Raw genomic sequence first — 26,027 nt, 5'->3', positions numbered from 1 at the left:
CACATTCAGGAAGCCTGCATCCCGGCAGGCTGGGCGCTGCTTATTGACCCAGCAACTCCAGACCGTGGGCCATGTTCAACGACTTGGTCAGCGAGGTGCCCAGGGCGAACACTTCCGTTTCGAAGGTGAAGTAGGCGTTCTGCTGAGCCAGCGGCACCAGCGACGGCGCCAGGGTGTTGAGGGTGTACGAACCCGATCCGGTGAGTCCCTGTTTGCTCACCGTCGTACGGGTGCCGTTCAGGTCGGCGGAAACGCGGATCACGTAGTTCAGGGAACGCTCAGGGTTCCTCGGGTTGAGCGTGACCTTGATCGAGGCAGGAGAGCCTGCCGACTTGACGATATCGGTGATCACGATCTTGTAGTGACTCAGCGCATTGTCCACGGAACCACCGCTGTTGCCGCAACCGCCGACACGACCGGCAGGCAGGGAGAAATACCCCGCCGGGCGATAGGTACCGGGGATCGCGCAAGCGACGATGCCATCTCGCGCCGCAGCGATACGGTAGTTGGCGTTTGCGCCGAGGCTGTCGTTGGCGGAAACCACCACCCACGGCTCACTCAGGCTCGGCAGTTCCTGTGGCTTGATGATGGTCAGGTTCTCTTCCGGGGTACGGTAGCGAATGGCCTTACGGGTCGGGCAGTTTCCGGAGAGGATATTGGCCTCGACCGTCAGATAGCCGATCGGCCGGGACATGTTTTCGCATTGCTGGATCTGCGCCGCCTGGGCATTGATGGAGGCCAGCAGCGAGCTGGCGGCAATCGCCGCGAAAGCGAACAATTTTTGATGGAACATGGTAGTTACCTCAGGATCGAATGGATGAGGCGCACACTGGCGCACAGGTCGATTCGCTCAAGGGCGATGGTTCGAGACGCTCGGTCTTCATATGGTTGAGTGCCGCGCAACGCGGGCACTTGATCTGGATCTGACTGAATTCGCCAATGCGGGCCAGCAGTCGATTGCATTTGCCGCAGCGAAACTCTTGCAGCATCGGTGGACCTCCCTGTTCAACTGACGATGCGCTCAGTGGTTGCTCCCGGCCTCCGGGGGAGGCACTTCGCCAACCCCCAATCGCCTGGCCGCCCAGCGCTCGTAAAGACCGATGGCGACATCCGCCCCGGCCATGGCAGTCAGGCAGCCAAAGGCGCCGGCAGTCCAGATCGACACGCCGGCGGCATACAGCAGCATGATGGTCGATACTCCGCAGACCATGCAGGCCCCGGAGCGCAATACCAGTCGCCGCAGCAGCGGCCAGCCACGGGCGCCTTCCTTGTCGGCGCGCCACATCTCGCCGGACACCCCGCCGATCACGGCCAGCACGATGACCAGCCAGATAGGCATGTCCGCCAACGCTTGTTGCTCGCTTGTCATGTCACGCCTCCTGTTAATGAAAATGGCCATTCACTGGCCGTTGATGGTTTGGCTTGTAGTTCAAGATGAAGGGTTCTCGTGGAAGCCCATGTTCCCTGGGCATTCCAAAAGGCCCGGCTCTGCCAGGCCCTTTGGTAATGCCGGCGTCCGCCCCGGCCCCGCACGCCATTCGGCGAGCGCGGGATACGCGATTCGGACACCCGATCCTTCGGCGCTACTGGCGCGGTACGGATCGATTCGAATTGTTCCTCCGACCGCGGCCCCTGCCCGCCGGATAACTGCTTTTGGTGCTTTACGCTGCACACCCGGGTCAGTTGCCAACCCTCTGGATCATCAAGGCCGATCCATCGCTGCCTGTTCCTTGAAGCGGTACGACTAAAGAGCTTCGGGGCTACCCCCTGGCATCGCTGCCCTTGCCTGGCCTTTCCGGCTGGCTTGGAGCAAAGAATATGCATGCATGCATATACAGTCAATGCATAAATGCATTTATTTTTGCACGACAAATGCACGAACGCATGGAGGCCGCGCCGATCAAGGGGTTGGTCTTTTTTGCAGGCGAAAAAAAACCCACATCGCTGTGGGTTTTTTCCGAATCGGAAGGGGTTACCGGGCGTACATGCCCCACCAGAAGACGTGACCAAGGATGGTGATCTGCTCTTCCTGGATTTCCTGGAAGCTGTAGTCCTCATCCGGGTGCTCGTCGCGATTGAAGCTGCGCAGGCGAATGCCGGTCGGCAGGCGATAGAGCTGCTTCACCCGCAGTTGGCCATTGTGGTTGATCGCGTAGAGATCACCGTCGACGATATCGCCGATGGCGCTCTTGCCGGCATTGACCCCGACCGTGGCGCCGTCGCGCAGCACCGGCAACATGCTGTTGCCGCGTACCGTCACGCACTTGGCCTGGTCGAACTGCACGCCGTTGTGGCGCAGGCTGCGCTTGCCGAAGCGCAGGCTGGCCTTCTCGCTTTCCTCGATGACGAATCTTCCTGATCCAGCAGCCAATTCAACCTCGCGAAGAAAGGGTACGGACACCTCGTCTTCCTCGACGGGGGTGTCGTCGTCCCACAGGCTTATATCCTTGAGTTCAGAGTGCAGCGGGCCTTGCTCCTGGTCGCGGGCGGCGCCGATATCGGCACGGCCGCGCAGCTGGTCGGTACTGACCTGGAAATACTCGGCGATCTTCGAGATGTGCTTGTCCGAAGGGTCGACGATCTTCCCGCTGAGTATCCGCGACAGGGTGGATTGGGGCACGCCGGTTCGACGGTGAAGCTCCGTGGGGGAGATCCCGTGGCGGTCGAGCAGTGCTCGGAGGACGGTAGAAACGTTGCGTATTTGCATAACGCGCATATTGATTGGGCTTCGCGCGAATAGCAAATGCTAATTTGCATATTCAATGCATAAATATTGTTTCAGGAGCAAAAGGCCATGTCTGCGGAGCCGGACCGCCCGTGTTAACCTTGCGCCCATTGCAAGGCAAACAGCCCGATTTTGCCCCCCACTTTATTCAAGCTATCACCTACCCCACTGATGAATAAGCCAATTTCCGATCTGTCCTCGCACACCCCGATGATGCAGCAATACTGGCGCCTGAAGAACCAGCACCCCGATCAGCTGATGTTCTATCGCATGGGCGACTTCTACGAGATCTTCTATGAAGACGCGAAGAAGGCCGCCAAGCTGCTGGACATCACCCTGACTGCACGCGGGCAGTCGGCGGGGCAATCGATCCCGATGTGCGGGATTCCCTTTCACTCGCTCGAAGGCTACCTGGCCAAGCTGGTGAAACTCGGTGAATCGGTGGTGATCTGCGAACAGATCGGCGACCCGGCGACCAGCAAGGGCCCGGTGGAACGCCAGGTGGTGCGGATCATCACCCCCGGCACCATCAGTGACGAAGCCCTGCTCGACGAGCGCCGCGACAACCTGATCGCCGCCGTGCTCGGTGACGAGCGGCTGTTCGGCCTGGCGGTGCTGGACATTACCAGCGGCAATTTCAGCGTGCTGGAAATCAAGGGCTGGGAAAACCTGCTCGCCGAACTCGAGCGAATCAACCCGGTGGAGTTGCTGATCCCGGACGACTGGCCACAAGGCCTGCCTGCCGAGAAGCGCCGTGGCAGCCGTCGCCGTGCACCGTGGGATTTCGAACGCGACTCCGCTCATAAAAGCCTCTGCCAGCAGTTTTCCGTGCAGGACCTCAAGGGCTTCGGCTGCGAAACCCTGACCCTGGCCATCGGCGCCGCCGGCTGCCTGCTCGGCTACGCCAAGGAAACCCAGCGGACCGCCCTGCCGCACCTGCGCAGCCTGCGCCATGAGCGCCTGGACGACACCGTGGTGCTCGACGCCGCCAGCCGCCGCAACCTGGAGCTGGACACCAACCTCGCCGGTGGTCGCGACAACACCCTGCAATCGGTGGTCGACCGTTGCCAGACCGCCATGGGCAGTCGCCTGCTGACCCGCTGGCTGAACCGTCCGCTGCGTGACCTGAAGATCCTCACCGCACGACAGGCCTCCATCGGCTGCCTGCTGGAAGGCTATCGCTTCGAACGGCTGCAACCCCAGCTCAAGGAAATCGGCGATATCGAGCGGATTCTCGCCCGGATCGGCCTGCGCAATGCCCGTCCACGCGACCTGGCGCGCCTGCGCGATGCCCTCGGGGCCCTGCCGCAACTGCAGGACGCGATGCTCGAACTGGACGCCCCGCACCTCAAGCAACTGGCCGCCACTGCCCGCACCTACCCGGAACTGGCGATCCTGCTGGAGCGCGCTATCATCGATAACCCGCCGGCGGTGATCCGTGACGGCGGCGTCCTGAAGACCGGCTACGACGCCGAGCTGGACGAGCTGCTGTCGCTCAGCGAAAACGCCGGCCAGTTCCTGATCGACCTGGAAGCCCGGGAAAAGGCCCGCACGGGCCTGGCCAACCTCAAGGTCGGCTACAACCGTGTACACGGCTACTTCATCGAACTGCCGAGCAAGCAGGCCGAATCGGCACCGGCCGACTACATCCGGCGCCAGACCCTCAAGGGTGCCGAGCGCTTCATCACCCCGGAACTCAAGGAGTTCGAAGACAAGGCGCTGTCGGCCAAGAGCCGTGCGCTGGCCCGGGAGAAGATGCTCTACGAGGCGCTGCTGGAAACCCTGATCGGCGAGCTGCCGCCGCTGCAGGACACCGCCGCCGCACTGGCCGAACTGGACGTGCTGAGCAACCTCGCCGAACGTGCGCTGACCCTCGACCTGAACTGCCCACGGTTCGTCGACGAGCCGTGCATGCGCATCAGCCAGGGCCGCCATCCGGTGGTCGAGCAGGTCCTGACCACGCCGTTCGTCGCCAACGACCTGGCCCTCGATGACAACACCCGCATGCTGGTCATCACCGGGCCGAACATGGGTGGTAAATCCACCTACATGCGCCAGACCGCACTGATCGTGCTGCTGGCTCATATCGGCAGCTACGTACCGGCCGCCAGTTGCGAGCTGTCGCCGGTGGACCGGATCTTCACCCGGATCGGTTCCAGCGACGACCTCGCCGGTGGCCGCTCGACCTTCATGGTGGAGATGAGCGAAACCGCGAACATCCTGCACAACGCCACCGAACGCAGCCTGGTGCTGATGGACGAGGTGGGCCGTGGTACCAGTACCTTCGACGGCCTGTCCCTGGCCTGGGCCGCCGCCGAACGCCTGGCCCACCTGCGCGCCTACACGCTGTTCGCCACCCACTACTTCGAGCTGACGGTGCTGCCGGAAAGCGAGCCGCTGGTCGCCAACGTGCACCTGAACGCCACCGAGCACAACGAACGGATCGTCTTCCTGCACCACGTACTGCCTGGCCCGGCCAGTCAGAGCTATGGTCTGGCGGTGGCGCAACTGGCCGGTGTGCCGGGTGACGTGATCCGCCGTGCCCGCGAGCACCTGAGTCGCCTGGAGACCACCAGCCTGCCCCATGAGGCCCCGGTAGCCAAGGCCGGCAAGCCGTCGGTGCCGCAACAGAGCGACCTGTTCGCCAGCCTGCCGCACCCGGTGCTCGACGAACTGGCCAAGCTCGACCTCGACGACCTGACGCCCCGCCGCGCACTGGAAATGCTCTACACATTGAAGACACGGATCTAACGCAGACGGCCGCAAGCTGCTAGAATCTCGCGCGGTTTGGGAAGCTGCGGGCTATTAGCCTGGTCCGCAGAGCCCTTCCCGAGCCCTGCGAGCCCGTCCTGATAGGGTTTTCGCCGCCGCCGCCTGAGGAGAGAATTAGAAATGACCTTCGTCGTCACCGACAACTGCATCAAGTGCAAGTACACCGACTGCGTAGAAGTCTGTCCGGTGGACTGCTTTTACGAAGGCCCGAACTTCCTGGTGATTCACCCGGATGAGTGCATCGATTGTGCACTGTGCGAGCCAGAATGCCCGGCCGTAGCCATCTTCTCCGAAGATGAAGTTCCGGAAGAAATGCAAGAGTTCATTCAGTTGAACGTCGAGCTGGCCGAAATCTGGCCGAATATCACCGAGAAGAAGGATTCGCTGCCGGACGCCGAGGAGTGGGATGGCGTCAAGGGCAAGATCAAGGATCTCGAGCGCTGAGTCCAGCATGCTCCGAAAAAGGCCCCTTGCGGGCCTTTTTGCATTTGCGGGCCAGGGTCCGCACTTTTCTGCAGGCAAAAAAAGGGGCGGTGTAACCCGCCCACATTTTTTCCCTAGTCCCTTTTTTCCCTTTCATCATCCTGATGAATCGCATCCCGCGATGTTCCTCTCAGCGATCTTCCGTGATCGCCGTGTCTATCCGTCGACACAGGGCCGATATTAATGACTTTCCGGCCCCTCGCAAGTGGATCCCGTACCGCATGGAAAGACTTTGGATCCATCTCCCGCTTAAAAAACTTAATATATTTCAATCAGTTAAACAGACTCTTCGTCAATCTGGTGCGGTCAGCATCCTTGATCGCTTACGCTACGTGTAAGTAAAGACTTACACCGACAAGCCACCAAAAACGAACTTCTGGAACCTCGACAGGTCATCCACCCACCACACCACCGACGCGATTGGCCCTTGACCGAGACTGCAAATGATAAATATTATCATTAATATGAAATCGGTCAGGTGCCGTCGTGACGCAATCCCAGTTCAACCAGGTCTTCCTCACCCAGCGGCTCACGTTGCTGCGGACGCTGCAGCGCATGGTGCAAAACCCCAGCACCGCCGAGGATCTGCTGCAGGAAACCTATCTGCGGGTGACACGGGCCTTGAGCGAACGCCCCATCGACCACCTCGAGCCCTTCGTGTTCCAGACCGCCCGCAACCTTGCACTCGATCATCTGCGCGCACGGCGGATCCAGTCGCGCACGCTGATGGAGGATGTGCCGCTGGAGGTGGTGGAGAATGTCGTTGCACCACTGAGTACCCCGGAAGATGCCACGCATGCCGAACAATTGCTGGAGCGCCTGAGCGTGAGCCTGGGCCAATTGACTGCGCGTCAGCAGCAGATCTTCATCCTCAGCCGCCTGCATGGCTGCAGCTACCAGGAGATCGCCGAACGCCTCGACGTGTCCCTGAGCACCGTGCAAAAGGATCTCAAGCTGATCATGGCCATCTGCGTCGGGGTGGCCGAACGCCTGGATCACCCTTAAGCTTGCCGCCAGCCCCAAGACCTATGAGGCCCGCCAGTCCCCGACAAGGCAGGCCCGCGAATCGAACCGTGACAGCGATTACCGAGGAACACCCGTGACGGACAGCACCAACCAGCCCCCTCCCGAAACCGTTCGGCAGGTGCTGCCAGACGATGCCATGGACCAGGCGCTGGACTGGCTGATCGTGATGGAGTGCCCGACCGCCGGGCAACGCGCCGAATTCGACGCCTGGCTCGCCGCCGACCCGGCGCATGCCCAGGCCTATGCCCGTGCCAGCGGCGCGTGGAATGCACAACCGGTGATTGCCGCCGCCCAGGCATTGCAGGCCACGATCCACCGACGCCCCTCCCTGCTGCGGCGCCTGCGCCCCCACTGGAAACCCCTGGCGACCGCTGCCGTGCTGCTGCTCGCCATCGGCATCTACGGCAACCTGCCGTTGCGCCTGCAGGCCGATCATCTGACCGTGGTTGGCGAGCGCCAGCACCTGCAACTGGAGGACGGCTCGAAAGTCCTGCTCAACACCAACTCGGCATTTTCCAGCCGGTTCACCGATCAGCAGCACCTGGCTCGCCTGTACAAGGGCGAGGCGTTCTTCGAGGTGTCCGGCCAGCGCGAGCATCCGCTGGAGATCGATGCCGGTCCCGTCCAGGCCAGCGTGCGCGATACAGCCTTCGCCGTGCGCTACCTCGATGGCGAGGCGCAGGTGCAGGTGCAACGCGGTGATGTCGACCTGCGCACCCGCGACGACAGTGCTCGCCTGCGCCTCTCCGCCGGCAACAGCGTGCGGATCGGCCCGCATGGGTTCAGTCGTCCGGAAAAGCTTGATGCGCAGAAGGACCTGGCCTGGGTCCAGGGCCGCCTGGTGTTCGAGAACTGCCCGATGGGCCAGGTGCTGGCCGAACTGCGTCGCTATTACCCGGGCTGGATCGTCAATAACAACGAGCAACTGGCCCAGGTTGCCGTGACCGGCAACTACCGCCTGGACAAGCCGCTGGACGTGGTCCGCTCCCTTGCCCACATCACTTCTGCGCGGGTCTCGGAATACCCCGCATTGGTGATTCTCAACTAACCGGAAGTTTTTTTACTCGATAGCGACCGACCATTCGTCTCGTTATAGCCAATGCAAGTGATTCTCATATCGAATCGCATCGCAACTATAAGTTTCTAAGATCGGAGCGTTATCGATGCCCACTCGTTTCACCTCCAAGGCCCGCAGTGGCGGCCTGCAACAGTGCACGCTGTCCCTGCTCACCGCCGCCATGCTGCTCGCCGGCGTCCAGGCGACTCCCGTACTGGCGGCCACCACCAGCACCCAACCGGCGCGCAGCCTGGGCAACTACAACTTCGCCATCGCCCAGCAGCCATTGGTATCGGCCTTGAATGCATTCACCTCGGTGACCGGTTGGCAGGTCGGCCTGCCCGCCGAGCTGGGTCAGGGTGTGGCATCCCCCGGCGTACGTGGTGCACTCACGCCGGAAAAGGCCCTGGAACAACTGCTGGTCGGCACCAACCTGAGCTACCGCAAGCTCGGCGACAACAATGTCGTGCTGGAAAGACGCGCCAACGGCGGCACCCTCAACCTGCAGCAGGTGACCATCAGCGCCACCCGCCAGGCACAGGATGTGTCCTCGGTGCCCAACACCGTGAGCGTGCAGGACCGCCAGCAGCTCGACCGGCAGAACGTGAACAACATCAAGCAACTGGTGCGTTATGAGCCGGGGGTTTCCGTAAGCGGCGCCGGCCTGCGCGGCGGTGGCATCAGTGGCTACAACATCCGCGGCATCGACGGCGACCGCATCCTGACCCAGGTCGACGGCGTCGAGGTGCCGGACAGCTTCTTCAATGGCCCCTACGCGCAAACCCACCGCAACTACGTCGACCCGGAAATCGTCAAGCGCGTGGAAATCCTCCGTGGCCCGGCCTCGGTGCTCTACGGCAGCAACGCCATCGGTGGTGCGGTCAGCTACTTCACCCTCGACCCCAGCGACATCATCAAGCCCGGCCAGGACGTCGGCGCCCGCCTGAAGACCGGCTACAGCTCCGCCGACAACAGCTGGCTGACCTCCGGCACCGTCGCCGGCCGCAGCGGTGACTTCGACGGCCTGCTGCACCTGAGCCAGCGCAACGGCCGCGAGACCGAATCCTACGGCGACACCGGCGGCACCGGCCTGAACCGTACCGCAGCCAACCCGGAAACCAACCGCACCACCAACGTACTGGCCAAGCTGGGCTGGAACTACAACGACGACTCGCGCCTGGGCCTGACCTACGAACGCTACAAGAGCGATGTCGACACCAACCAGCGCAGCGCCGTGGGTGGGCCGTTCAGCAATGGCACGGGCGTGGGCATGTATCGCTCGCGTACCGGCAACGACACCGTCACCCGCGAACGCTTCGGCCTCGAGAACAGCTTTGGCCTCGATAGCGCGGTGGCCGATCACGTCAAGCTGAGCCTGAATTATCAAACCGCCAAGACCGACGAAAGCACTCTGGAAGACTACTTCCCCTTCGTCCGTCGTGTACTGCGCAGTCGGGACACCGTCTACCAGGAACAGCAGTGGGTGCTCGACGCCCAGGCGGACAAGGCCTTCAACATTGGCGAAACCGATCATCTGCTGACCTACGGCACCACGATCAGGCAGCAGAAGGTCACCGGCTCGCGCAGTGGCAGCGGCACCTGCCTGGCAGTCAGCGTCGTACCTGGCCAGGGCTGCACCACGATCGGCGGCAACAGCCCGCTGGATCGCCTGGCGAAATCCAGCGACTTCCCCGATCCAACCATCGACACCTACTCGCTGTTCGCCCAGGACCAGATCAGCTGGAACCAATGGACCTTCCTGCCCGGCCTGCGCTATGACCGTACCCAGCTCAAGCCGCACATAACCCAGGCGTTCATCAACACCATCACCGCAGCGGGTGGCGGTGACATCGACGGCTCGAACAAGACCTGGCACCGCGTGTCGCCGAAGTTCGGCCTGACCTACGCCCTGACCGACCAGTACACCTGGTACGGCCAATACGCCGAGGGCTTCCGCACTCCATCGGCCAAGGCGCTGTACGGTCGCTTCCAGAACGGTACCACCGGCTACAACGTCGAACCCAACCCGAACCTGGAACCGGAAAAGAGCAAAAGCTATGAAACCGGCCTGCGCGGTCGCTTCGATGCCGGCTCCTTCGACGTGGCGGTGTTCTATAACAAGTATCGCGACTTCATCAACGAAGACGCGGTCGCTCCCGGCTATAGCGAGCTGACCTTCCAGACCAACAACATCAAGCACGCCACCATCAAGGGCGCCGAGGTCAAGGGTCGCCTGAACCTGGACCACTTCGGTGCGCCACAGGGGCTCTACACCCAGGGCTCGATCGCCTATGCCTACGGTCGCAACGATGACAATGGCGAGCCGATCAACAGTGTCAACCCACTGACCGGCGTGTTCGGCCTGGGCTACGACCAGGAGCAATACGGCGCCCTGCTGAGCTGGACCCTGGTCAAGCGCAAGGACCGGGTGGACGACACCACCTTCAACGCCCCCGACGGCCTGACCAGCAGCAAGCAGTTCAAGACCCCGGGCTACGGCGTATTCGACCTGACCGGTTTCTACAAGGTCACCGACGACGTGACGGTCAATGCCGGCCTGTACAACCTGACCGACAAGAAGTACTGGAACTGGGATGACGTGCGCGGCTACGACGGCGTGGGCGAGGCCGGTGTACTCAGCCCGGCCAACCTCGACCGCCTGACCGCCCCGGGCCGCAACTTCTCGGTCAACCTGATCTGGGACATCTGACCGATCGCTGCCTCCCCCGCCAATATCTCGATTGGCGGGGTGAGGTTTTTTTACTGTGGCGCGTCTCCTTGTTCGTCTAGTAACTGAAAGCGCCTCTCATTCCCAAGGACTCCGCAATGACCTCCCAGGACTCTACCCAACGCCCAAGCCTGCGCTCCCAGCGCCTGAACCAGATCACCAACGAGCCACACAGCAAGCTCGACCAGTTGGTGAAGGCCCACGCACCGTTCGAGAACCAGGCCAATTTCGCCCGTTTCGTCGTTGCCCAGTATCTGTTCCAGTCGGAACTGGTCGCGCTGTACAACGATCCGGCCTTGATCGCCCTCGTCCCCGACCTGCCGGCACGCTGCCGCGCCGAAGCGGCCAAGGCCGACCTGGCGGACCTGGACACCGAAGTCCCGGCGCCAGTGGCCGGTGCCCTGAAGAACCCGAGCAAGGCCGAGGCGCTGGGCTGGATCTTCGTTTCCGAAGGCTCCAAGCTCGGTGCGGCGTTCCTGATCAAGCGTGCAGTGGGCCTGGGCCTGAGCGAAACCTTCGGTGCCCGTCACCTGGGCGAGCCGGCTGGCGGTCGCGCCGAGGGCTGGAAGAGCTTCATCAAGACCCTCGACGGCCTGGCGTTCAGCGCCGAGGAAGAAGCGGCGGTGGAGAAAGGTGCCATCGATGCGTTCGTTCGTTTCACCGTGTTGCTGGAACAGGCCTACGAGTCGGCACCCGAGCTGGCCTGAGTGGTACGGGTTTGCCTGTGAGGTCTTCGGTGATTTCGCGGGCCTTTTCGCGGGCAAGCCCTGCTCCTACAGGTTGCAGTGTTCTTCTGTAGGAGCAGGGCTTGCCCGCGAATGAGGCTTGAACAGCACAATGAAACACCAGAGCTTGAGCCAAATCGCCCGGCGCACCACAATTGATACCATGACCCGCAAAACGCCCTCGTCCTCCAAACTCTCGCGCCTCCTGTTCGGCGTGCTCGCCTATGTCAGCCTCGGTATCGGCCTGATCGCCATCGTCGTGCCCGGCCTGCCCACCACCGAGTTCATTCTGCTCGCCGCCTGGGCCGCGACCCGCAGCTCGCCACGACTGAGCGCCTGGCTGGAGAACCACCGGCTGTTCGGGCCGATCCTGAACAACTGGCGCAACGGCAAGATCATCGCCCGCCGGGCCAAGGTCAGCGCCACCGTCAGCATGCTGCTGTGCGCGACGTTGATGCTGGTGATGCTCGAACACCACTGGCCGGTCTACCTGGCCATCGCCGGGATGACCCTCGGCAACCTGTGGATCTGGTCACGTCCCGAACGCCAGCCGGTCGCCGAGCTGCCTTGATGGCGGCAGCTTGCTGGTAGGCGGGTGCACCATCATCGTCTGCGACGCACAATCGTCGGTTGCCCTCCTGCAAAAGTCGACAGCCCCGCATATTTGCGCTGCAATGTCCCTTACTCATGGAGGGCCTTTCGATGACCGATCTGCTGACATCCATTCAAGCCGCACTCGAGCTACCCGCCTCTCGCCCTGACTTCACCGAATCCGGTGCCCTGCCCTCGGCCTTCGCCGTCACCGACCTGGCCAGTGCCAGCCTTGCCGCAGTCGGCGCGAGTGTCGCTGAACTGCTCAGGCAGCAGACCGGACAAGACCCGGGCATCAGCGTCGACCGCCGCCTGGCCTCGTTCTGGTTCGCCAGCTCCCTGCGGCCGATCGGCTGGAACCTGCCGGCGCCCTGGGACCCGATTGCCGGCGACTACGCAACGGCCGATGGCTGGATTCGCCTGCACACCAACGCCCCACACCACCGGGCTGCCGCCGAGCGGACTCTGGGGGCTGCCAGCGATCGCGCGACGATGGCCGGGTTGGTCGCTCGCTGGAACAAGGGTGAACTGGAGCAGGCGATCGTCGACAGCGGTGGCTGCGCTGCCGAAATGCGCACCTGGGACGAGTGGAAAAGCCATCCCCAGGGACTGGCCGTGAATGCCGAGGCGCTGATCCAGCGCTACACCGACGATATTCAGCGTCCACGCGCCTGGACCGGTTCGGCGAAACAGCCGCTGGCCGGCATCAAGGTCCTCGACCTGACCCGCATCCTCGCCGGTCCCGTGGCCAGCCGCATGCTGGCCGGGCTCGGCGCCGATGTCCTGCGCATCGACCCGCCGCACTGGGAAGAACCCAGCCTGGTGCCGGAAGTCACCCGGGGCAAGCGCTGCGCACGCCTGGATCTGCAGGACAGCGCCGACCGCCGGGTCTTCGAGCAGTTGCTCGCAGAGGCCGATATCCTGCTGCACGGCTATCGCGCCGACGCGCTGGAAGGCCTGGGCTACGCGGCGCCGCACCGTCGGCAACTGGCTCCCGGGCTGGTCGATGTCTGCCTCAATGCCTATGGCTGGAGCGGGCCGTGGCGCAACCGGCGCGGCTTCGACAGCCTGGTGCAGATGAGCTGCGGCATTGCCCAGGCCGGCATGCAGTGGAAACAGGCGGATGTCCCGACGCCATTGCCAGTGCAGGCGCTGGACCATGCCACCGGCTACCTGATGGCGGCCACGGCAATCCGTGCCCTGACCGAACGACTGCACAGCGGGCGCGGCGGCTCAGCCAGGTTGTCGCTGGCACGCACGGCGAAACTGCTGGTGGAACACGGAGCCGGCAACGACACCCAGCCCCTGCGTCGGGAAACCTCCACCGACCGCAGCACCTGGATCGAGTACACCGCCTGGGGGCCGGCGCATCGCCTGATACCGCCGCTGAATATCGAGGGAACGTCGCTGCACTGGCCGTTGCCGGCCGGGAGATTGGGAACTCACCCTGCCAAGTGGTGAATTCGGGGGCTGGCTATTATATTGCCAGCCCTTTTATTTCTCTTTTACTTCAGTTTTACGAAAACCAAGTTCCGCCCCCACGGAGCATATCCCCGCATATGGCGCCACAAACTTTCAAATTCGCGACACCGGCCAATGACTGCCGCTTTTAAAAAAACGATACAAATTAAAAAATACATATAAATCAAAGATCTATAAAACATAGCGACATACCTGCGCAATTAACTCAAGTTATCCACTAAAAATTAAATATCCCTCATAACCTGATCTGAGTCAGCTCCCGCCCTCATTTACCCGCCTACGCTGAAGCCTCACTTCTCCTGAACTGGAGTCATGCAATGGCTGAGTCTCCCGGAAAACTACGTCTAGGCGCACTGATTGCCCTGGTAGTGGGTTCGATGATCGGCGGCGGAATCTTTTCGCTGCCACAAAACATGGCCGCCAGCGCCGATGTCGGCGCCGTCCTGATCGGCTGGGCCATCACCGCCGTGGGCATGCTGACCCTGGCCTTCGTGTTCCAGACCCTGGCCAATCGCAAACCGGATCTCGATGGCGGGGTCTACGCCTACGCCAAGGCCGGCTTCGGCGACTACATGGGCTTCTCTTCGGCCTGGGGCTACTGGATCAGTGCCTGGCTGGGCAACGTCGGCTACTTCGTCCTGCTGTTCAGCACCCTGGGCTACTTCTTTCCGATCTTCGGCGAAGGCAACACGGTCGCGGCGGTGGTCGGCGCCTCGCTGCTGCTGTGGGCCGTGCACTTCCTGGTGCTGCGCGGGATCCGCGAGGCGGCGTTCATCAACCTGGTGACCACCGTCGCCAAGGTCGTACCGCTGCTGCTGTTCGTACTGATCGCGGTGTTCGCCTTCAGGCTGGACATCTTCACCGCCGACATCTGGGGCGTGAAGAACCCGAACCTGGGCAGTGTGATGAACCAGGTGCGCAACATGATGCTGGTCACCGTCTGGGTGTTCATCGGCATCGAGGGCGCGAGCATCTTTTCCTCGCGTGCGGAAAAACGCTCGGACGTGGGCAAGGCCACGGTCATTGGTTTCATCACCGTGCTGCTGTTGCTGGTGCTGGTCAACGTGCTGTCACTGGGTATCCTGACCCAGCCGGAACTGGCCAAGCTGCAGAACCCGTCCATGGCCGCCGTGCTGGAGCATGTGGTCGGCCACTGGGGCGCATTGCTGATCAGCATCGGCCTGGTCATCTCGCTGCTCGGTGCCCTGCTGTCGTGGGTGCTGCTGTGCGCCGAGATCATGTTCGCCGCCGCCCGCGACCACACCATGCCGGAGTTCCTGCGCCGCGAGAACGCCAACCACGTACCGGCCAATGCGCTCTGGCTGACCAACGCGATGGTGCAGCTGTTCCTGGTCATCACGCTGTTCTCCGCCAGTACCTACCTGTCGCTGATCTACCTCGCCACCTCGATGATCCTGGTGCCCTACCTGTGGTCGGCAGCCTACGCGGTGCTGCTGGCGGTGCGTGGCGAATCCTACGAGAACGCCCCCGGCGAACGGCGCAAGGACCTGTGCATCGCCGCCATCGCCCTGCTCTACGCGGTCTGGCTGCTGTACGCCGGCGGCGTGAAGTACCTGCTGCTGTCCGCCCTGCTCTACGCCCCTGGCGCGATCCTGTTCGCCAAGGCCAAGCATGAGCTGGGCAAACCCATCTTCACCAACGTCGAGAAGCTGATTTTCGCTGCGGTGGTCGGCGGCGCCCTGCTGGCTGCCTATGGCCTCTACAGCGGCTTCCTGACGCTGTAACGACCCGTTTGTTTCCTCTGGAGGATCTGCAATGACCACGGAAAAAGTGAAGTACGGCGTTCATTCCGAAGCCGGCAAACTGCGCAAGGTGATGGTGTGCTCCCCCGGCCTGGCCCACCAGCGGCTGACCCCGAACAATTGCGATGAACTGCTGTTCGATGATGTGCTCTGGGTCGCCCAGGCCAAGCGCGATCACTTCGACTTCGTGACCAAGATGCGTGAACGCGATATCGATGTGCTGGAGATGCACAACCTGCTGACCGATATCGTCGGCCAGCCGCAAGCACTGGACTGGATTCTCGAGCGCAAGCTCACCGCCAACCAGGTCGGACTCGGCCTGGTCAACGAAGTCGGTTCCTGGCTCAGGAGCCTGGAGCCACGCAAGGTTGCCGAATTCCTCATCGGCGGCGTATCGGCCGACGACCTGCCCGACAGCTTTGGTGGCAAGACAATCCAGATGTTCCGCGACTTCCTCGGGCATTCCAGTTTCATCCTGCCGCCACTGCCCAACACCCAGTTCACCCGCGACACCACCTGCTGGATCTACGGCGGGGTGACTCTCAACCCGATGTACTGGCCGGCACGCCGCCAGGAAACCCTGCTGGCCACGGCCATCTACAAGTTCCACCCGGAATTCGTCAACGCCGACTTCAAGGTCTGGTATGGCGACCCGGACCAGGAGCACGGCAACGCCACCCTCGAAGGCGGCGACGTGATGCCGATCGGCAACGGCGTGGTCCTGATCGGCATGGGCGAGCGCTCATCGCGCCAGGCCATCGGCCAGTTGGCGCTGAACCTGTTCAAGAACAAGGCGGTAGAACGGGTGATCGTCGCCGGCCTGCCCAAGTCCCGTGCGGCCATGCACCTGGACACCGTGTTCAGTTTCTGCGACCGCGACCTGGTGACCATCTTCCCGGAAGTGGTGAACCAGATCGTCGCCTTCAGCCTGCGTCCCGACGAGAGCAAGCCCGGAGGCATCGATGTCCGCCGCGAGGACACCAGCTTCCTCGACACCGTCGCCCAGGCCCTGGGCCTCAAGGCCCTGCGCGTGGTCGAGACCGGCGGCAACAGCTTCGCCGCCGAACGTGAACAGTGGGACGACGGCAACAACGTGGTCGCCGTGGAGCCAGGCGTGGTGATCGGCTACGACCGCAACACCTACACCAACACCCTGCTGCGCAAGGCCGGCGTCGAGGTCATCACCATCAGTGCCGGCGAACTCGGCCGCGGCCGCGGCGGCGGCCACTGCATGACCTGCCCGATCGTCCGCGACCCCATCGACTACTAACGGCTACCCAGGGAGACTCCTACCATGGCTTTCAACATGCGCAACCGCAGCCTGCTGAGCTTGATGCACCACACCAACCGCGAGCTGCACTACCTGCTCGACCTGTCCCGCGACCTCAAGCGCGCCAAGTACACCGGTACCGAGCAGGCGCATCTCAAGGGCAAGAACATCGCGTTGATCTTCGAAAAGACCTCGACCCGCACCCGCTGCGCCTTCGAAGTCGCGGCCCATGACCAGGGTGCCCACGTCACCTACATCGACCCGGTGTCCTCGCAGATCGGCCACAAGGAAAGCATGAAGGACACCGCCCGCGTGCTGGGGCGGATGTTCGACGCCATCGAGTACCGCGGCTTCGAACAGGAGATCGTCGAGGAACTGGCCCAGTTCGCCGGTGTGCCGGTGTTCAACGGCCTGACCGCCGAGTTCCACCCGACCCAGATGATCGCCGACGTGCTGACCATGCGCGAGCACAGCGACAAGCCGTTGCATGACATCAGCTACGCCTACCTGGGCGATGCCCGCTACAACATGGGCAATTCGCTGCTGATGATCGGCGCCAAGCTCGGCATGGACGTGCGCATCGCCGCGCCAAAGGCGCTGTGGCCCCATGAGGAATTCATCGCCCAGTGCCAGGCGTTCGCCGAGGAAAGTGGCGCGCGCATCACGTTGACCGAAGACCCCGTGGCCGCGGTCAAGGGCGTGGACTTCATCCACACCGACGTCTGGGTCTCCATGGGTGAGCCGGTGGAGGCCTGGGACGAGCGTATCGAGCAGTTGCTGCCCTATCAGGTCAACGCCCGGCTGATGAAGGCCGCCGGCAACCCACGGGTCAAGTTCATGCACTGCCTGCCGGCGTTCCATAACAGCGAGACCAAGGTCGGCAAGGACATCGCCGCCCGCTACCCACACCTGGCCAATGGCGTGGAGGTCACCGAGGAAGTGTTCGAATCGCCGGCCAACATCGCCTTCGAGCAGGCGGAGAACCGCATGCACACCATCAAGGCGATCCTGGTGGCGGCGCTGGCGGACATCTGACCTGCAACCTTCCGGCGGGTCGAGCAGCACCCCGCCGAAGCTCTACCCCGTGGGAGCGGGCTGGCCCGCGAAGCTTTTGGCAGCCTCAAGGGCCCATTCGCGGGCAAGCCCGCTCCCACGAAAGCCGGCCATAACGCTCTCGAAGAAGGACTTGCACCATGCGTATCGTCGTAGCACTGGGCGGCAACGCCCTCCTGCGTCGTGGTGAACCCATGACCGCGGACAACCAACGCGCCAACATCCGTATCGCCGCCGAGCAGATCGCCAGAATCCACCCTGGCAACCAACTGGTGATCGCCCACGGCAACGGCCCGCAGGTCGGGCTGCTGTCGCTGCAGGCGGCGGCCTATACCCAGGTCTCGCCCTACCCGCTGGATGTGCTCGGCGCGGAAACCGAGGGCATGATCGGCTACATCATCGAACAGGAACTGGGCAACCTGCTGGATTTCGAAGTGCCTTTCGCCACCCTGCTGACCCAGGTCGAGGTCGATCCCCGGGACCCGGCCTTCCAGCGACCAAGCAAACCCATCGGCCCGGTCTATGATCGGGAAGAAGCCGAACGACTGGCTAGGGAAAAAGGCTGGAGCATCGCCCCCGACGGCGACAAGTTCCGCCGGGTGGTCGCCAGCCCGAAACCGAAACGCATCTTCGAGATCCGTCCGATCAAATGGCTGCTGGACAACGGTAGCATCGTGATCTGCGCCGGCGGTGGCGGGATTCCGACGATGTATGACGAAAACCGCAGGCTGCAGGGCATCGAGGCGGTGATCGACAAGGACCTGTGCTCGGCGCTGCTGGCCCGGCAACTGGAAAGCGACTTGCTGGTGATTGCCACCGACGTCAGCGCGGCCTTCGTCGACTGGGGCCAGCCAACCCAGAAAGCGATCGCCCAAGCCCACCCGGATGCCCTCGAAAAACTCGGCTTCGCCGCCGGTTCCATGGGGCCGAAAGTCGAGGCCGCCTGCGAGTTCGCCCGGCAGACCGGCAAGGTCGCGGTGATCGGTTCACTGGCGGATATCGAGGCTATCGTCCAAGGTAAAGCGGGGACCCGGGTCAGTACCGCCCAGCCCGGCATCGTCTATTCATGAGAACCTTCAGGGGCAGGCCATGGTCTGCCCTACTCCAATGCCTTGTTAGGGAGACATCACCATGGCCAAGTTCGAACCCGGTCACCTGCACATCGAGCGACATGCGCTGAACAAGGAGGATTTCAGCTACAACCTGTGCATCGACTACCAACTCGCCCAGGATGCGCAGGAGGGCCAGGGCATGCAGTTCAGGCTGCACGGGAGCATCGAGGACAAGCCGCTCGACGAGTCGTTCTTCCTGGCCAAGGACCAGGCCTTCGATTTCGCCCGCCACGCCACCCGCATCGCCCAGCATCACGGCATGCCCAAGAGCGCCAACATCATCGCCCTGCACAAGTACTACGACGAGATGTTCGAGGACGTACGCGCGCAACTGCACGTCAAGTCCGGCGATCCGATGAAGCCCGAGCACCTGCAGTAATCACCAACCGACCGCGCAACGCATTGCGCGTGGGAAGCCCGTGGCGGAGATGGCATAATTGCGCCCTTCTCGCCCGGAACCGTATACCGCCCCATGCGTATCCACGTCAGCTTCATCGACCGCGTCGGCATTACCCAGGAAGTCCTGGCCCTGCTCGGTGGGCGCAACCTGAACCTGGATGCGGTGGAGATGGTGCCGCCCAACGTCTACATCGACGCTCCAACGCTCAGTGCGCAAGTGCTGGACGAGCTGCGCGACGCGTTGTTCAGCGTGCGGGGGGTGCAGGCGGTCACGGTGGTGGACATTCTTCCCGGCCAGCGCCGCCACCTGCAGCTCGATGCGCTGCTGGCCGCCATGACCGATCCGGTCCTGGCCCTGGACAGCCAGGGCCTGGTACTGCTGGCCAACCCGGCGATGATCGCCCTGTACGGGCGCGAACCGGCGGGCGAAAGCGTCGCCAGCCTGTTCGCCGACCCCGGCCTGCTGGATACGCTGCTGGAAAACGGCTTTCGCCTGCCGCTGCGGGACATCACCGTCAATGGCCAGACCCTGCTGCTCGACGCCACGCCGATCACCGACGCGGGCGCCCTGCTGACGCTGTATCAACCCAACCGGATCGGTGAGCGCCTGTCCGCGCTGCACCACGACCACGCCGAAGGCTTCGACTCGCTGCTCGGCGACTCGGCGCCGATCCGTACCCTCAAGGCCCGCGCCCAGCGGGTCGCGGCACTCGATGCCCCCCTGCTGATCCAGGGCGAGACCGGTACCGGCAAGGAACTGGTGGCCCGCGCCTGCCACGCCATCAGTGCCCGCCACGGTGCACCGTTCCTCGCCCTGAACTGTGCGGCGCTGCCGGAAAGCCTGGCCGAAAGCGAGCTGTTCGGCTACGCCCCCGGCGCCTTCACCGGTGCCCAGCGCGGCGGCAAGCCGGGGCTGATGGAACTGGCCAACCAGGGCACGGTGTTTCTCGATGAAATCGGCGAGATGTCGCCGTACCTGCAGGCCAAGCTGCTGCGCTTTCTCAATGACGGCAGTTTTCGCCGGGTCGGCGGTGATCGCGAGGTCAAGGTCAACGTCCGGATCATCAGCGCCACCCATCGCGACCTGGAGAAGATGGTCAGCGAAGGCCACTTCCGCGAAGACCTGTTCTACCGCCTCAATGTCCTCAACGTCGAGGTGCCGCCGCTGCGCCAACGCGGCCAGGACATCCTGCTGCTGGCGCGCTACTTCATGCAGCAGGCCTGCACGCAGATCCAGCGCCCGGTCTGCCGGCTCGCCCCCGGCACCTACCCGGCGCTGCTGGGCAACCGTTGGCCGGGCAACGTCCGCCAGTTACAGAACGTGATCTTCCGCGCAGCGGCGATCTGCGAAGGCAGTCTGGTGGACATTGGCGACCTGGACATCGCCGGTACTTCCGTGGCGCGCGAGAACGACGGCGAGGTCGAAAGCCTGGAGCAGGCGGTCGAGGACTTCGAGCGCAACCTGCTGGAAAAGCTCTACGCGCAATACCCCTCGACCCGCCAACTGGCCAATCGCTTGCAGACCTCCCACACCGCGATCGCCCATCGCCTGCGCAAGTACGGGATTCCCGGCAAGCCCTAGCGCCGGCCCAAACCGACACGACCCACGCGCGAACAAGTCGCCAGCACCCGGCTTTCCTGGGCAACCGGGTGGGCGCCGGCTACTCCAGAAGCGACATGCATCTGTGCTGAAAACGCTACAGTGGAACGATTTCATTACAAAAGCCGTCTCCCCCAACCCGACAAGGCTTTGATCCCGTTGCGCTTTTTCTGGCCGGCGAGACTGTAGCGATTTCGCTACAGCCAATGTTTGCAAAAACGCCTGCTTTCACTGCCAAGCCCTTGATTTACAAGCTCTTCACAACATTGGCCGCGAACTTGCTAAGGGACTGCCATTCAAGCGGGGCGAAGTCCTCGCATTCCATAGCGTCCACCAGACGAATCTGGCCCTTTGAGGAGTGTGTTCATGACCGAGTTGCGTTTTACCGAAGACCACGAATGGCTGCGTACCGAAGCCGACGGCAGCGTAACGGTCGGGATCACCGCATTCGCCCAGAACGCCCTGGGTGACGTGGTGTTCGTTCAACTGCCGGAACTGCAGGCCTACGACAAGGGCGCCGAAGCCGCCACCGTGGAATCGGTCAAGGCCGCCAGCGGCGTGTACATGCCACTCGATGGCGAAGTGCTGGAGGTCAACCCGGCGCTGGAAGACAGCCCGGAACTGGTCAACGAAGACCCGCTGGGCGAAGGCTGGTTCTTCCGTTTCAAACCTGCCGATGCCGCCGCCGTCGGCCAACTGCTGGATCAGGCCGCCTACGACCGCCTGATCGCAGCCCAGGCCTGAGGAATCGCCATGACCCTCAACCTCGGCACCACCAACGAATTCATCGCCCGTCATATCGGCCCACGCCAGGATGACGAGCGTGCGATGCTCGCCACCCTCGGCTTCGACTCCCTGGAAGCCCTGAGCGCCAGCGTCATTCCCGACAGCATCAAGGGCACCAGCGTCCTCGACCTGCCGGCTGGCCAGAGCGAAGCCGACGCCCTCGCGTCGATCAAGGCCATCGCCGCCCGGAACCAGCTGTTCAAAACCTACATCGGCCAGGGCTACTACAACTGCCACACGCCGTCGCCGATCCTGCGTAACCTGCTGGAAAACCCGGCCTGGTACACCGCCTACACCCCTTACCAGCCGGAAATCTCCCAGGGCCGCCTGGAGGCGCTGCTGAACTTCCAGACCCTGATCAGCGACCTGACCGGCCTGCCGATCTCCAACGCCTCGCTGCTCGATGAAGCCACCGCCGCCGCCGAAGCCATGACCTTCTGCAAGCGCCTGAGCAAGAACAAGGGCAGCCATGCCTTCTTCGCCTCCGTGCACTGCCACCCGCAGACCCTCGATGTGCTGCGCACCCGTGCCGAGCCGCTGGGCATCGAAGTGGTGGTCGGCGACGAGCATGCACTCGGCGATGTCAGTGCCTACTTCGGCGCCCTGCTGCAATACCCGGCAAGTAACGGCGACCTGTTCGACTATCGCGAACTGACCGAACGCTTCCATGCCGCCAATGCCCTGGTCGCGGTCGCCGCCGACCTGCTGGCGCTGACCCTGCTCACCCCGCCGGGCGAATTCGGCGCCGATGTCGCCATCGGCAGCGCCCAGCGCTTTGGTGTCCCGCTGGGCTTCGGTGGCCCGCACGCGGCCTACTTCTCCACCCGTGATGCGTTCAAGCGCGACATGCCCGGCCGCCTGGTCGGTGTTTCGGTGGACCGTTTCGGCAAGCCGGCCCTGCGCCTGGCGATGCAGACCCGCGAACAGCACATCCGTCGCGAGAAGGCCACCAGCAACATCTGCACCGCCCAGGTGCTGCTGGCCAACATCGCCAGCATGTACGCCGTGTACCACGGTCCCAAGGGGCTGACGCAAATCGCCCAGCGCACCCACCGCCTGACCGCGATCCTGGCCAAGGGCCTGGGTACACTGGGCCTGGGTGTCGAGCAGGAGAGCTTCTTCGATACCCTGACGCTCAAGACCGGTGCCCAGACCGCTGCCCTGCACGCCAAGGCGCGCGAGCAGAAGATCAACCTGCGGGTGGTCGATGGCGAACGCCTGGGCCTGTCGCTCGACGAAACCTGCGGCCAGGCCGATGTCGAAACCCTCTGGGCGCTGCTGGCCGGTGACAAGGCCCTGCCTGACTTCGCCGCGCTCGCCGCCTCGACCGGGGACAGCATCCCGGCAGCCCTGCTACGTCAATCGCCAATCCTCAGCCACCCGGTGTTCAACCGCTATCACTCGGAAACCGAGCTGATGCGCTACCTGCGCAAGCTGGCGGACAAGGACCTGGCCCTGGACCGCACCATGATCCCGCTGGGCTCGTGCACCATGAAGCTCAACGCCGCCAGCGAGATGATCCCGGTGACCTGGGCCGAATTCGGCGCCCTGCACCCGTTCGCCCCCGCAGAACAGAGCGCCGGCTACCAGCAACTGACCGACGAACTGGAGGCGATGCTCTGTGCCGCCACCGGTTATGACGCGGTATCCCTGCAGCCGAACGCCGGCTCCCAGGGCGAGTACGCCGGCCTGCTGGCGATCCGCGCCTACCACCAGAGCCGTGGCGAAGGTCGTCGCGACATCTGCCTGATCCCGTCCTCGGCGCACGGTACCAACCCGGCCACCGCCCACATGGCCGGCATGCGCGTGGTGGTCACCGCCTGCGACGCCCGTGGCAACGTCGACATCGAGGACCTGCGGGCCAAGGCCATCGAGCACCGCGAACACCTCGCCGCGCTGATGATCACCTACCCGTCGACCCACGGTGTGTTCGAGGAAGGCATCCGCGAAATCTGCGGCATCATCCACGACAACGGCGGCCAGGTGTACATCGACGGCGCCAACATGAACGCGATGGTCGGCCTCTGCGCCCCGGGCAAGTTCGGCGGCGACGTCTCGCACCTGAACCTGCACAAGACCTTCTGCATCCCCCACGGCGGTGGCGGCCCGGGCGTCGGCCCGATCGGCGTGAAATCCCACCTGGCACCGTTCCTGCCCGGCCATGGCGTGATGGCGCGCAAGGAGGGCGCGGTCTGCGCGGCACCGTTCGGCAGCGCGAGCATCCTGCCGATCACCTGGATGTACATCCGCATGATGGGCGGCGAAGGTCTCAAGCGCGCCTCGCAGCTGGCGATTCTCAACGCCAACTACATCTCCCGTCGCCTGGAAGAGCACTACCCGGTGCTCTACACCGGCAGCAACGGCCTGGTGGCCCACGAGTGCATCCTCGACCTGCGCCCGCTGAAGGACAGCAGCGGCATCAGCGTCGACGACGTCGCCAAGCGCCTGATCGACTTCGGCTTCCACGCCCCGACCATGTCGTTCCCGGTCGCCGGCACGCTGATGATCGAACCGACCGAAAGTGAGTCCAGGGAGGAGCTGGACCGCTTCTGCGACGCCATGATCCGCATCCGCGAGGAAATCCGTGCGGTCGAGAACGGCAGCCTGGACAAGGACGACAACCCGCTGAAGAACGCCCCGCACACCGCGGCGGAGCTGGTCGGCGAGTGGGCGCACCCGTACAGCCGCGAGCAGGCGGTGTATCCGGTGGCTTCGCTGGTCGAGGCCAAGTACTGGCCGCCGGTCGGCCGTGTCGACAACGTGTTCGGCGATCGCAACCTGGTCTGCGCCTGTCCGTCGATCGAGAACTACGCTTAAACCTTTACCGTGACCAAAGGCTTGCCTGTGGTGAGGGGCTTGGCGGAACACCGCACTGCCCCGCTGGGGCGCGCGGCGCCCCAAAACCGGCTATTGCGTTGCACCAGAGTGAACGCATTGGCTGGTTTTACGGCTGCTTCGCAGCCGAGCGCGGGCAAGCCCGCTCGCCACAAGCGTACAGACCGTCCCCCTATAATTATTAGAAAAAATGGAGAACCATCATGTCCCTGAGCGTGTTCGACCTGTTCAAGATCGGCATCGGTCCCTCCAGCTCCCATACCGTCGGACCGATGCGCGCCGCCGCACGTTTCGTCGAAGGCCTGCGTCGTGACCACCTGCTGGAACAGACCACCTGCGTCAAGGTCGAGCTGTACGGCTCGCTTGGCGCCACCGGCAAGGGCCACGGCAGCGACAAGGCCGTGCTGCTCGGGCTCGAAGGTGAGCACCCCGATACCGTCGACACTGAAACCGTCGCCGAGCGCCTGCAAGCCATTCGTGGCAGCGGACGCCTGAAGCTGCTCGGCGAACATTCCATCGAATTCAGTGAAAAACTCCACCTGGCGATGATCCGCAAGCCCTTGGCCTACCACCCCAACGGCATGATCTTCCGCGCCTTCGACAGCGCCGGCCTGCAGATCCGCAGCCGCGAGTACTACTCGGTTGGCGGCGGTTTCGTCGTCGATGAGGACGCCGCCGGCGCCGACCGCATCGTCGAGGACAGCACTGCGCTGACCTTTCCGTTCAAGAGTGCCAAGGAACTGCTGGGGCACTGCAGCACCTACGGCCTGTCCATCAGCCAAGTCATGCTGACCAATGAAAGCGCCTGGCGGCCAGAGGCGGAGACCCGCGCCGGGCTGCTGAAGATCTGGCAGGTGATGCAGGACTGCGTCGCCGCCGGCTGTCGCAACGAGGGCATCCTGCAAGGCGGCCTGAAGGTCAAGCGCCGCGCCGCCGCGCTGCACCGACAATTGTGCAAGAACCCGGAGGCGGCCCTGCGCGATGCGCTGTCGGTGCTGGACTGGGTCAACCTCTACGCCCTGGCGGTCAACGAGGAAAACGCCAACGGCGGGCGGGTCGTCACCGCACCGACCAACGGCGCGGCCGGGATCATCCCCGCCGTCCTGCATTACTACATGCGGTTCATCCCCGGCGCCAACGAGGATGGCGTGGTGCGTTTCCTGCTCACCGCTGCCGCGATCGGCATTCTCTACAAGGAAAACGCCTCGATCTCCGGTGCCGAAGTCGGCTGCCAGGGTGAAGTCGGCGTGGCCTGCTCGATGGCTGCCGGAGCGCTCTGCGAGGTACTGGGGGGCAGCGTGCAGCAGGTCGAGAATGCCGCCGAAATCGGCATGGAGCACAACCTCGGCCTGACCTGCGACCCGATCGGCGGGCTGGTCCAGGTGCCGTGCATCGAGCGCAACGCCATGGGCTCGGTCAAGGCGATCAACGCCGTGCGCATGGCCTTGCGTGGCGACGGCCAGCACTTCGTTTCCCTCGACAAAGTGATCCGCACCATGCGCCAGACCGGTGCCGACATGAAAAGCAAATACAAGGAGACCGCCCGCGGCGGTCTGGCCGTAAACATTATCGAATGCTGAGCGACGAGGCCGGCGCAAGCGGCCTCCCGGCAATTTCCAG

General features: G+C 63.6%; 21 protein-coding genes. 17 read left to right on the top strand and 4 right to left on the bottom strand.

What is annotated here, in order from left to right:
- Positions 1–40 precede the first annotated feature (40 nt).
- The 4 genes from HU752_RS07345 to HU752_RS07330 form a co-directional block, all read right to left on the bottom strand.
- Complete coding sequence (locus HU752_RS07345; RefSeq protein WP_186681979.1) at positions 41–793, bottom strand: hypothetical protein; 753 nt, start codon at positions 791–793, stop codon at positions 41–43.
- Between the two features lie 10 nt (positions 794–803).
- The gene (locus HU752_RS07340; protein WP_186681981.1) at positions 804–989 is read right to left on the bottom strand and encodes a Com family DNA-binding transcriptional regulator; all 186 of its coding nucleotides are present in this window, start codon (positions 987–989) and stop codon (positions 804–806) included.
- A 32-nt stretch (positions 990–1,021) separates the two neighbouring features.
- Entirely contained in the window at positions 1,022–1,369 is a 348-nt protein-coding gene (locus HU752_RS07335) for a phage holin family protein (protein WP_186681983.1), read from the bottom strand.
- Positions 1,370–1,972: 603 nt separating this feature from the next.
- Positions 1,973–2,716: a LexA family transcriptional regulator gene (locus HU752_RS07330; RefSeq protein WP_186681985.1), complete on the bottom strand. Its 744-nt coding sequence runs from the start codon at positions 2,714–2,716 to the stop codon at positions 1,973–1,975.
- A 192-nt stretch (positions 2,717–2,908) separates the two neighbouring features.
- Between HU752_RS07330 and mutS the strand changes: the two genes are divergently transcribed.
- The 17 genes from mutS to HU752_RS07245 all read left to right on the top strand — a co-directional run bounded on the left by mutS (position 2,909) and on the right by HU752_RS07245 (position 25,987).
- Positions 2,909–5,476 (top strand): DNA mismatch repair protein MutS, encoded by a 2,568-nt coding sequence (gene mutS, locus HU752_RS07325; protein ID WP_186682168.1) that lies wholly within the window; start codon positions 2,909–2,911, stop codon positions 5,474–5,476.
- A 141-nt stretch (positions 5,477–5,617) separates the two neighbouring features.
- Positions 5,618–5,941, top strand: a complete 324-nt coding sequence (gene fdxA / locus HU752_RS07320) for a ferredoxin FdxA (RefSeq protein ID WP_007924025.1) — start codon at positions 5,618–5,620, stop codon at positions 5,939–5,941.
- A 525-nt stretch (positions 5,942–6,466) separates the two neighbouring features.
- On the top strand, positions 6,467–6,985 hold the full coding sequence (locus HU752_RS07315; protein ID WP_186681987.1) for an RNA polymerase sigma factor: 519 nt from the start codon (positions 6,467–6,469) through the stop codon (positions 6,983–6,985).
- Between the two features lie 94 nt (positions 6,986–7,079).
- On the top strand, positions 7,080–8,054 hold the full coding sequence (locus HU752_RS07310; RefSeq protein WP_437182333.1) for a FecR family protein: 975 nt from the start codon (positions 7,080–7,082) through the stop codon (positions 8,052–8,054).
- Between the two features lie 115 nt (positions 8,055–8,169).
- The gene (locus tag HU752_RS07305) at positions 8,170–10,773 is read left to right on the top strand and encodes a TonB-dependent receptor (protein ID WP_186681989.1); all 2,604 of its coding nucleotides are present in this window, start codon (positions 8,170–8,172) and stop codon (positions 10,771–10,773) included.
- Positions 10,774–10,889: 116 nt separating this feature from the next.
- Positions 10,890–11,498, top strand: a complete 609-nt coding sequence (locus HU752_RS07300) for a biliverdin-producing heme oxygenase (RefSeq protein ID WP_186681991.1) — start codon at positions 10,890–10,892, stop codon at positions 11,496–11,498.
- A gap of 181 nt (positions 11,499–11,679) precedes the next feature.
- Positions 11,680–12,087: a YbaN family protein gene (locus HU752_RS07295; RefSeq protein ID WP_186681993.1), complete on the top strand. Its 408-nt coding sequence runs from the start codon at positions 11,680–11,682 to the stop codon at positions 12,085–12,087.
- Positions 12,088–12,218: 131 nt separating this feature from the next.
- Entirely contained in the window at positions 12,219–13,568 is a 1,350-nt protein-coding gene (locus HU752_RS07290) for a CoA transferase (protein WP_186681995.1), read from the top strand.
- Between the two features lie 338 nt (positions 13,569–13,906).
- Positions 13,907–15,334, top strand: coding sequence for an arginine-ornithine antiporter (gene arcD / locus HU752_RS07285; protein ID WP_186681997.1), 1,428 nt, complete (start codon positions 13,907–13,909; stop codon positions 15,332–15,334).
- 31 nt (positions 15,335–15,365) lie between these two features.
- Positions 15,366–16,622 carry an arginine deiminase gene (gene arcA / locus HU752_RS07280; RefSeq protein WP_186681999.1) on the top strand — a complete coding sequence of 419 codons (1,257 nt, stop codon included), beginning with the start codon at positions 15,366–15,368 and terminating at the stop codon, positions 16,620–16,622.
- 24 nt (positions 16,623–16,646) lie between these two features.
- Positions 16,647–17,657, top strand: a complete 1,011-nt coding sequence (locus HU752_RS07275) for an ornithine carbamoyltransferase (protein WP_186682001.1) — start codon at positions 16,647–16,649, stop codon at positions 17,655–17,657.
- 158 nt (positions 17,658–17,815) lie between these two features.
- Complete coding sequence (arcC, locus tag HU752_RS07270) at positions 17,816–18,745, top strand: carbamate kinase (protein ID WP_186682003.1); 930 nt, start codon at positions 17,816–17,818, stop codon at positions 18,743–18,745.
- A gap of 61 nt (positions 18,746–18,806) precedes the next feature.
- Positions 18,807–19,166 carry a DUF5064 family protein gene (locus HU752_RS07265; protein WP_186682005.1) on the top strand — a complete coding sequence of 120 codons (360 nt, stop codon included), beginning with the start codon at positions 18,807–18,809 and terminating at the stop codon, positions 19,164–19,166.
- Positions 19,167–19,259: 93 nt separating this feature from the next.
- Positions 19,260–20,768: a transcriptional regulator GcsR gene (gene gcsR / locus HU752_RS07260; RefSeq protein WP_186682007.1), complete on the top strand. Its 1,509-nt coding sequence runs from the start codon at positions 19,260–19,262 to the stop codon at positions 20,766–20,768.
- 384 nt (positions 20,769–21,152) lie between these two features.
- On the top strand, positions 21,153–21,530 hold the full coding sequence (gcvH, locus tag HU752_RS07255) for a glycine cleavage system protein GcvH (protein ID WP_186682009.1): 378 nt from the start codon (positions 21,153–21,155) through the stop codon (positions 21,528–21,530).
- Positions 21,531–21,539: 9 nt separating this feature from the next.
- Entirely contained in the window at positions 21,540–24,389 is a 2,850-nt protein-coding gene (gcvP, locus tag HU752_RS07250; RefSeq protein WP_186682011.1) for an aminomethyl-transferring glycine dehydrogenase, read from the top strand.
- Between the two features lie 221 nt (positions 24,390–24,610).
- On the top strand, positions 24,611–25,987 hold the full coding sequence (locus HU752_RS07245; RefSeq protein WP_186682013.1) for an L-serine ammonia-lyase: 1,377 nt from the start codon (positions 24,611–24,613) through the stop codon (positions 25,985–25,987).
- Positions 25,988–26,027 lie beyond the last annotated feature (40 nt).

Origin of the sequence: Pseudomonas vanderleydeniana (assembly GCF_014268755.2) — a bacterium.
GTDB lineage: Bacteria > Pseudomonadota > Gammaproteobacteria > Pseudomonadales > Pseudomonadaceae > Aquipseudomonas > Aquipseudomonas vanderleydeniana.
The sequence above is the reverse complement of the archived record's forward strand: the minus strand, read 5'-3'. Positions and strand labels throughout refer to the sequence as shown.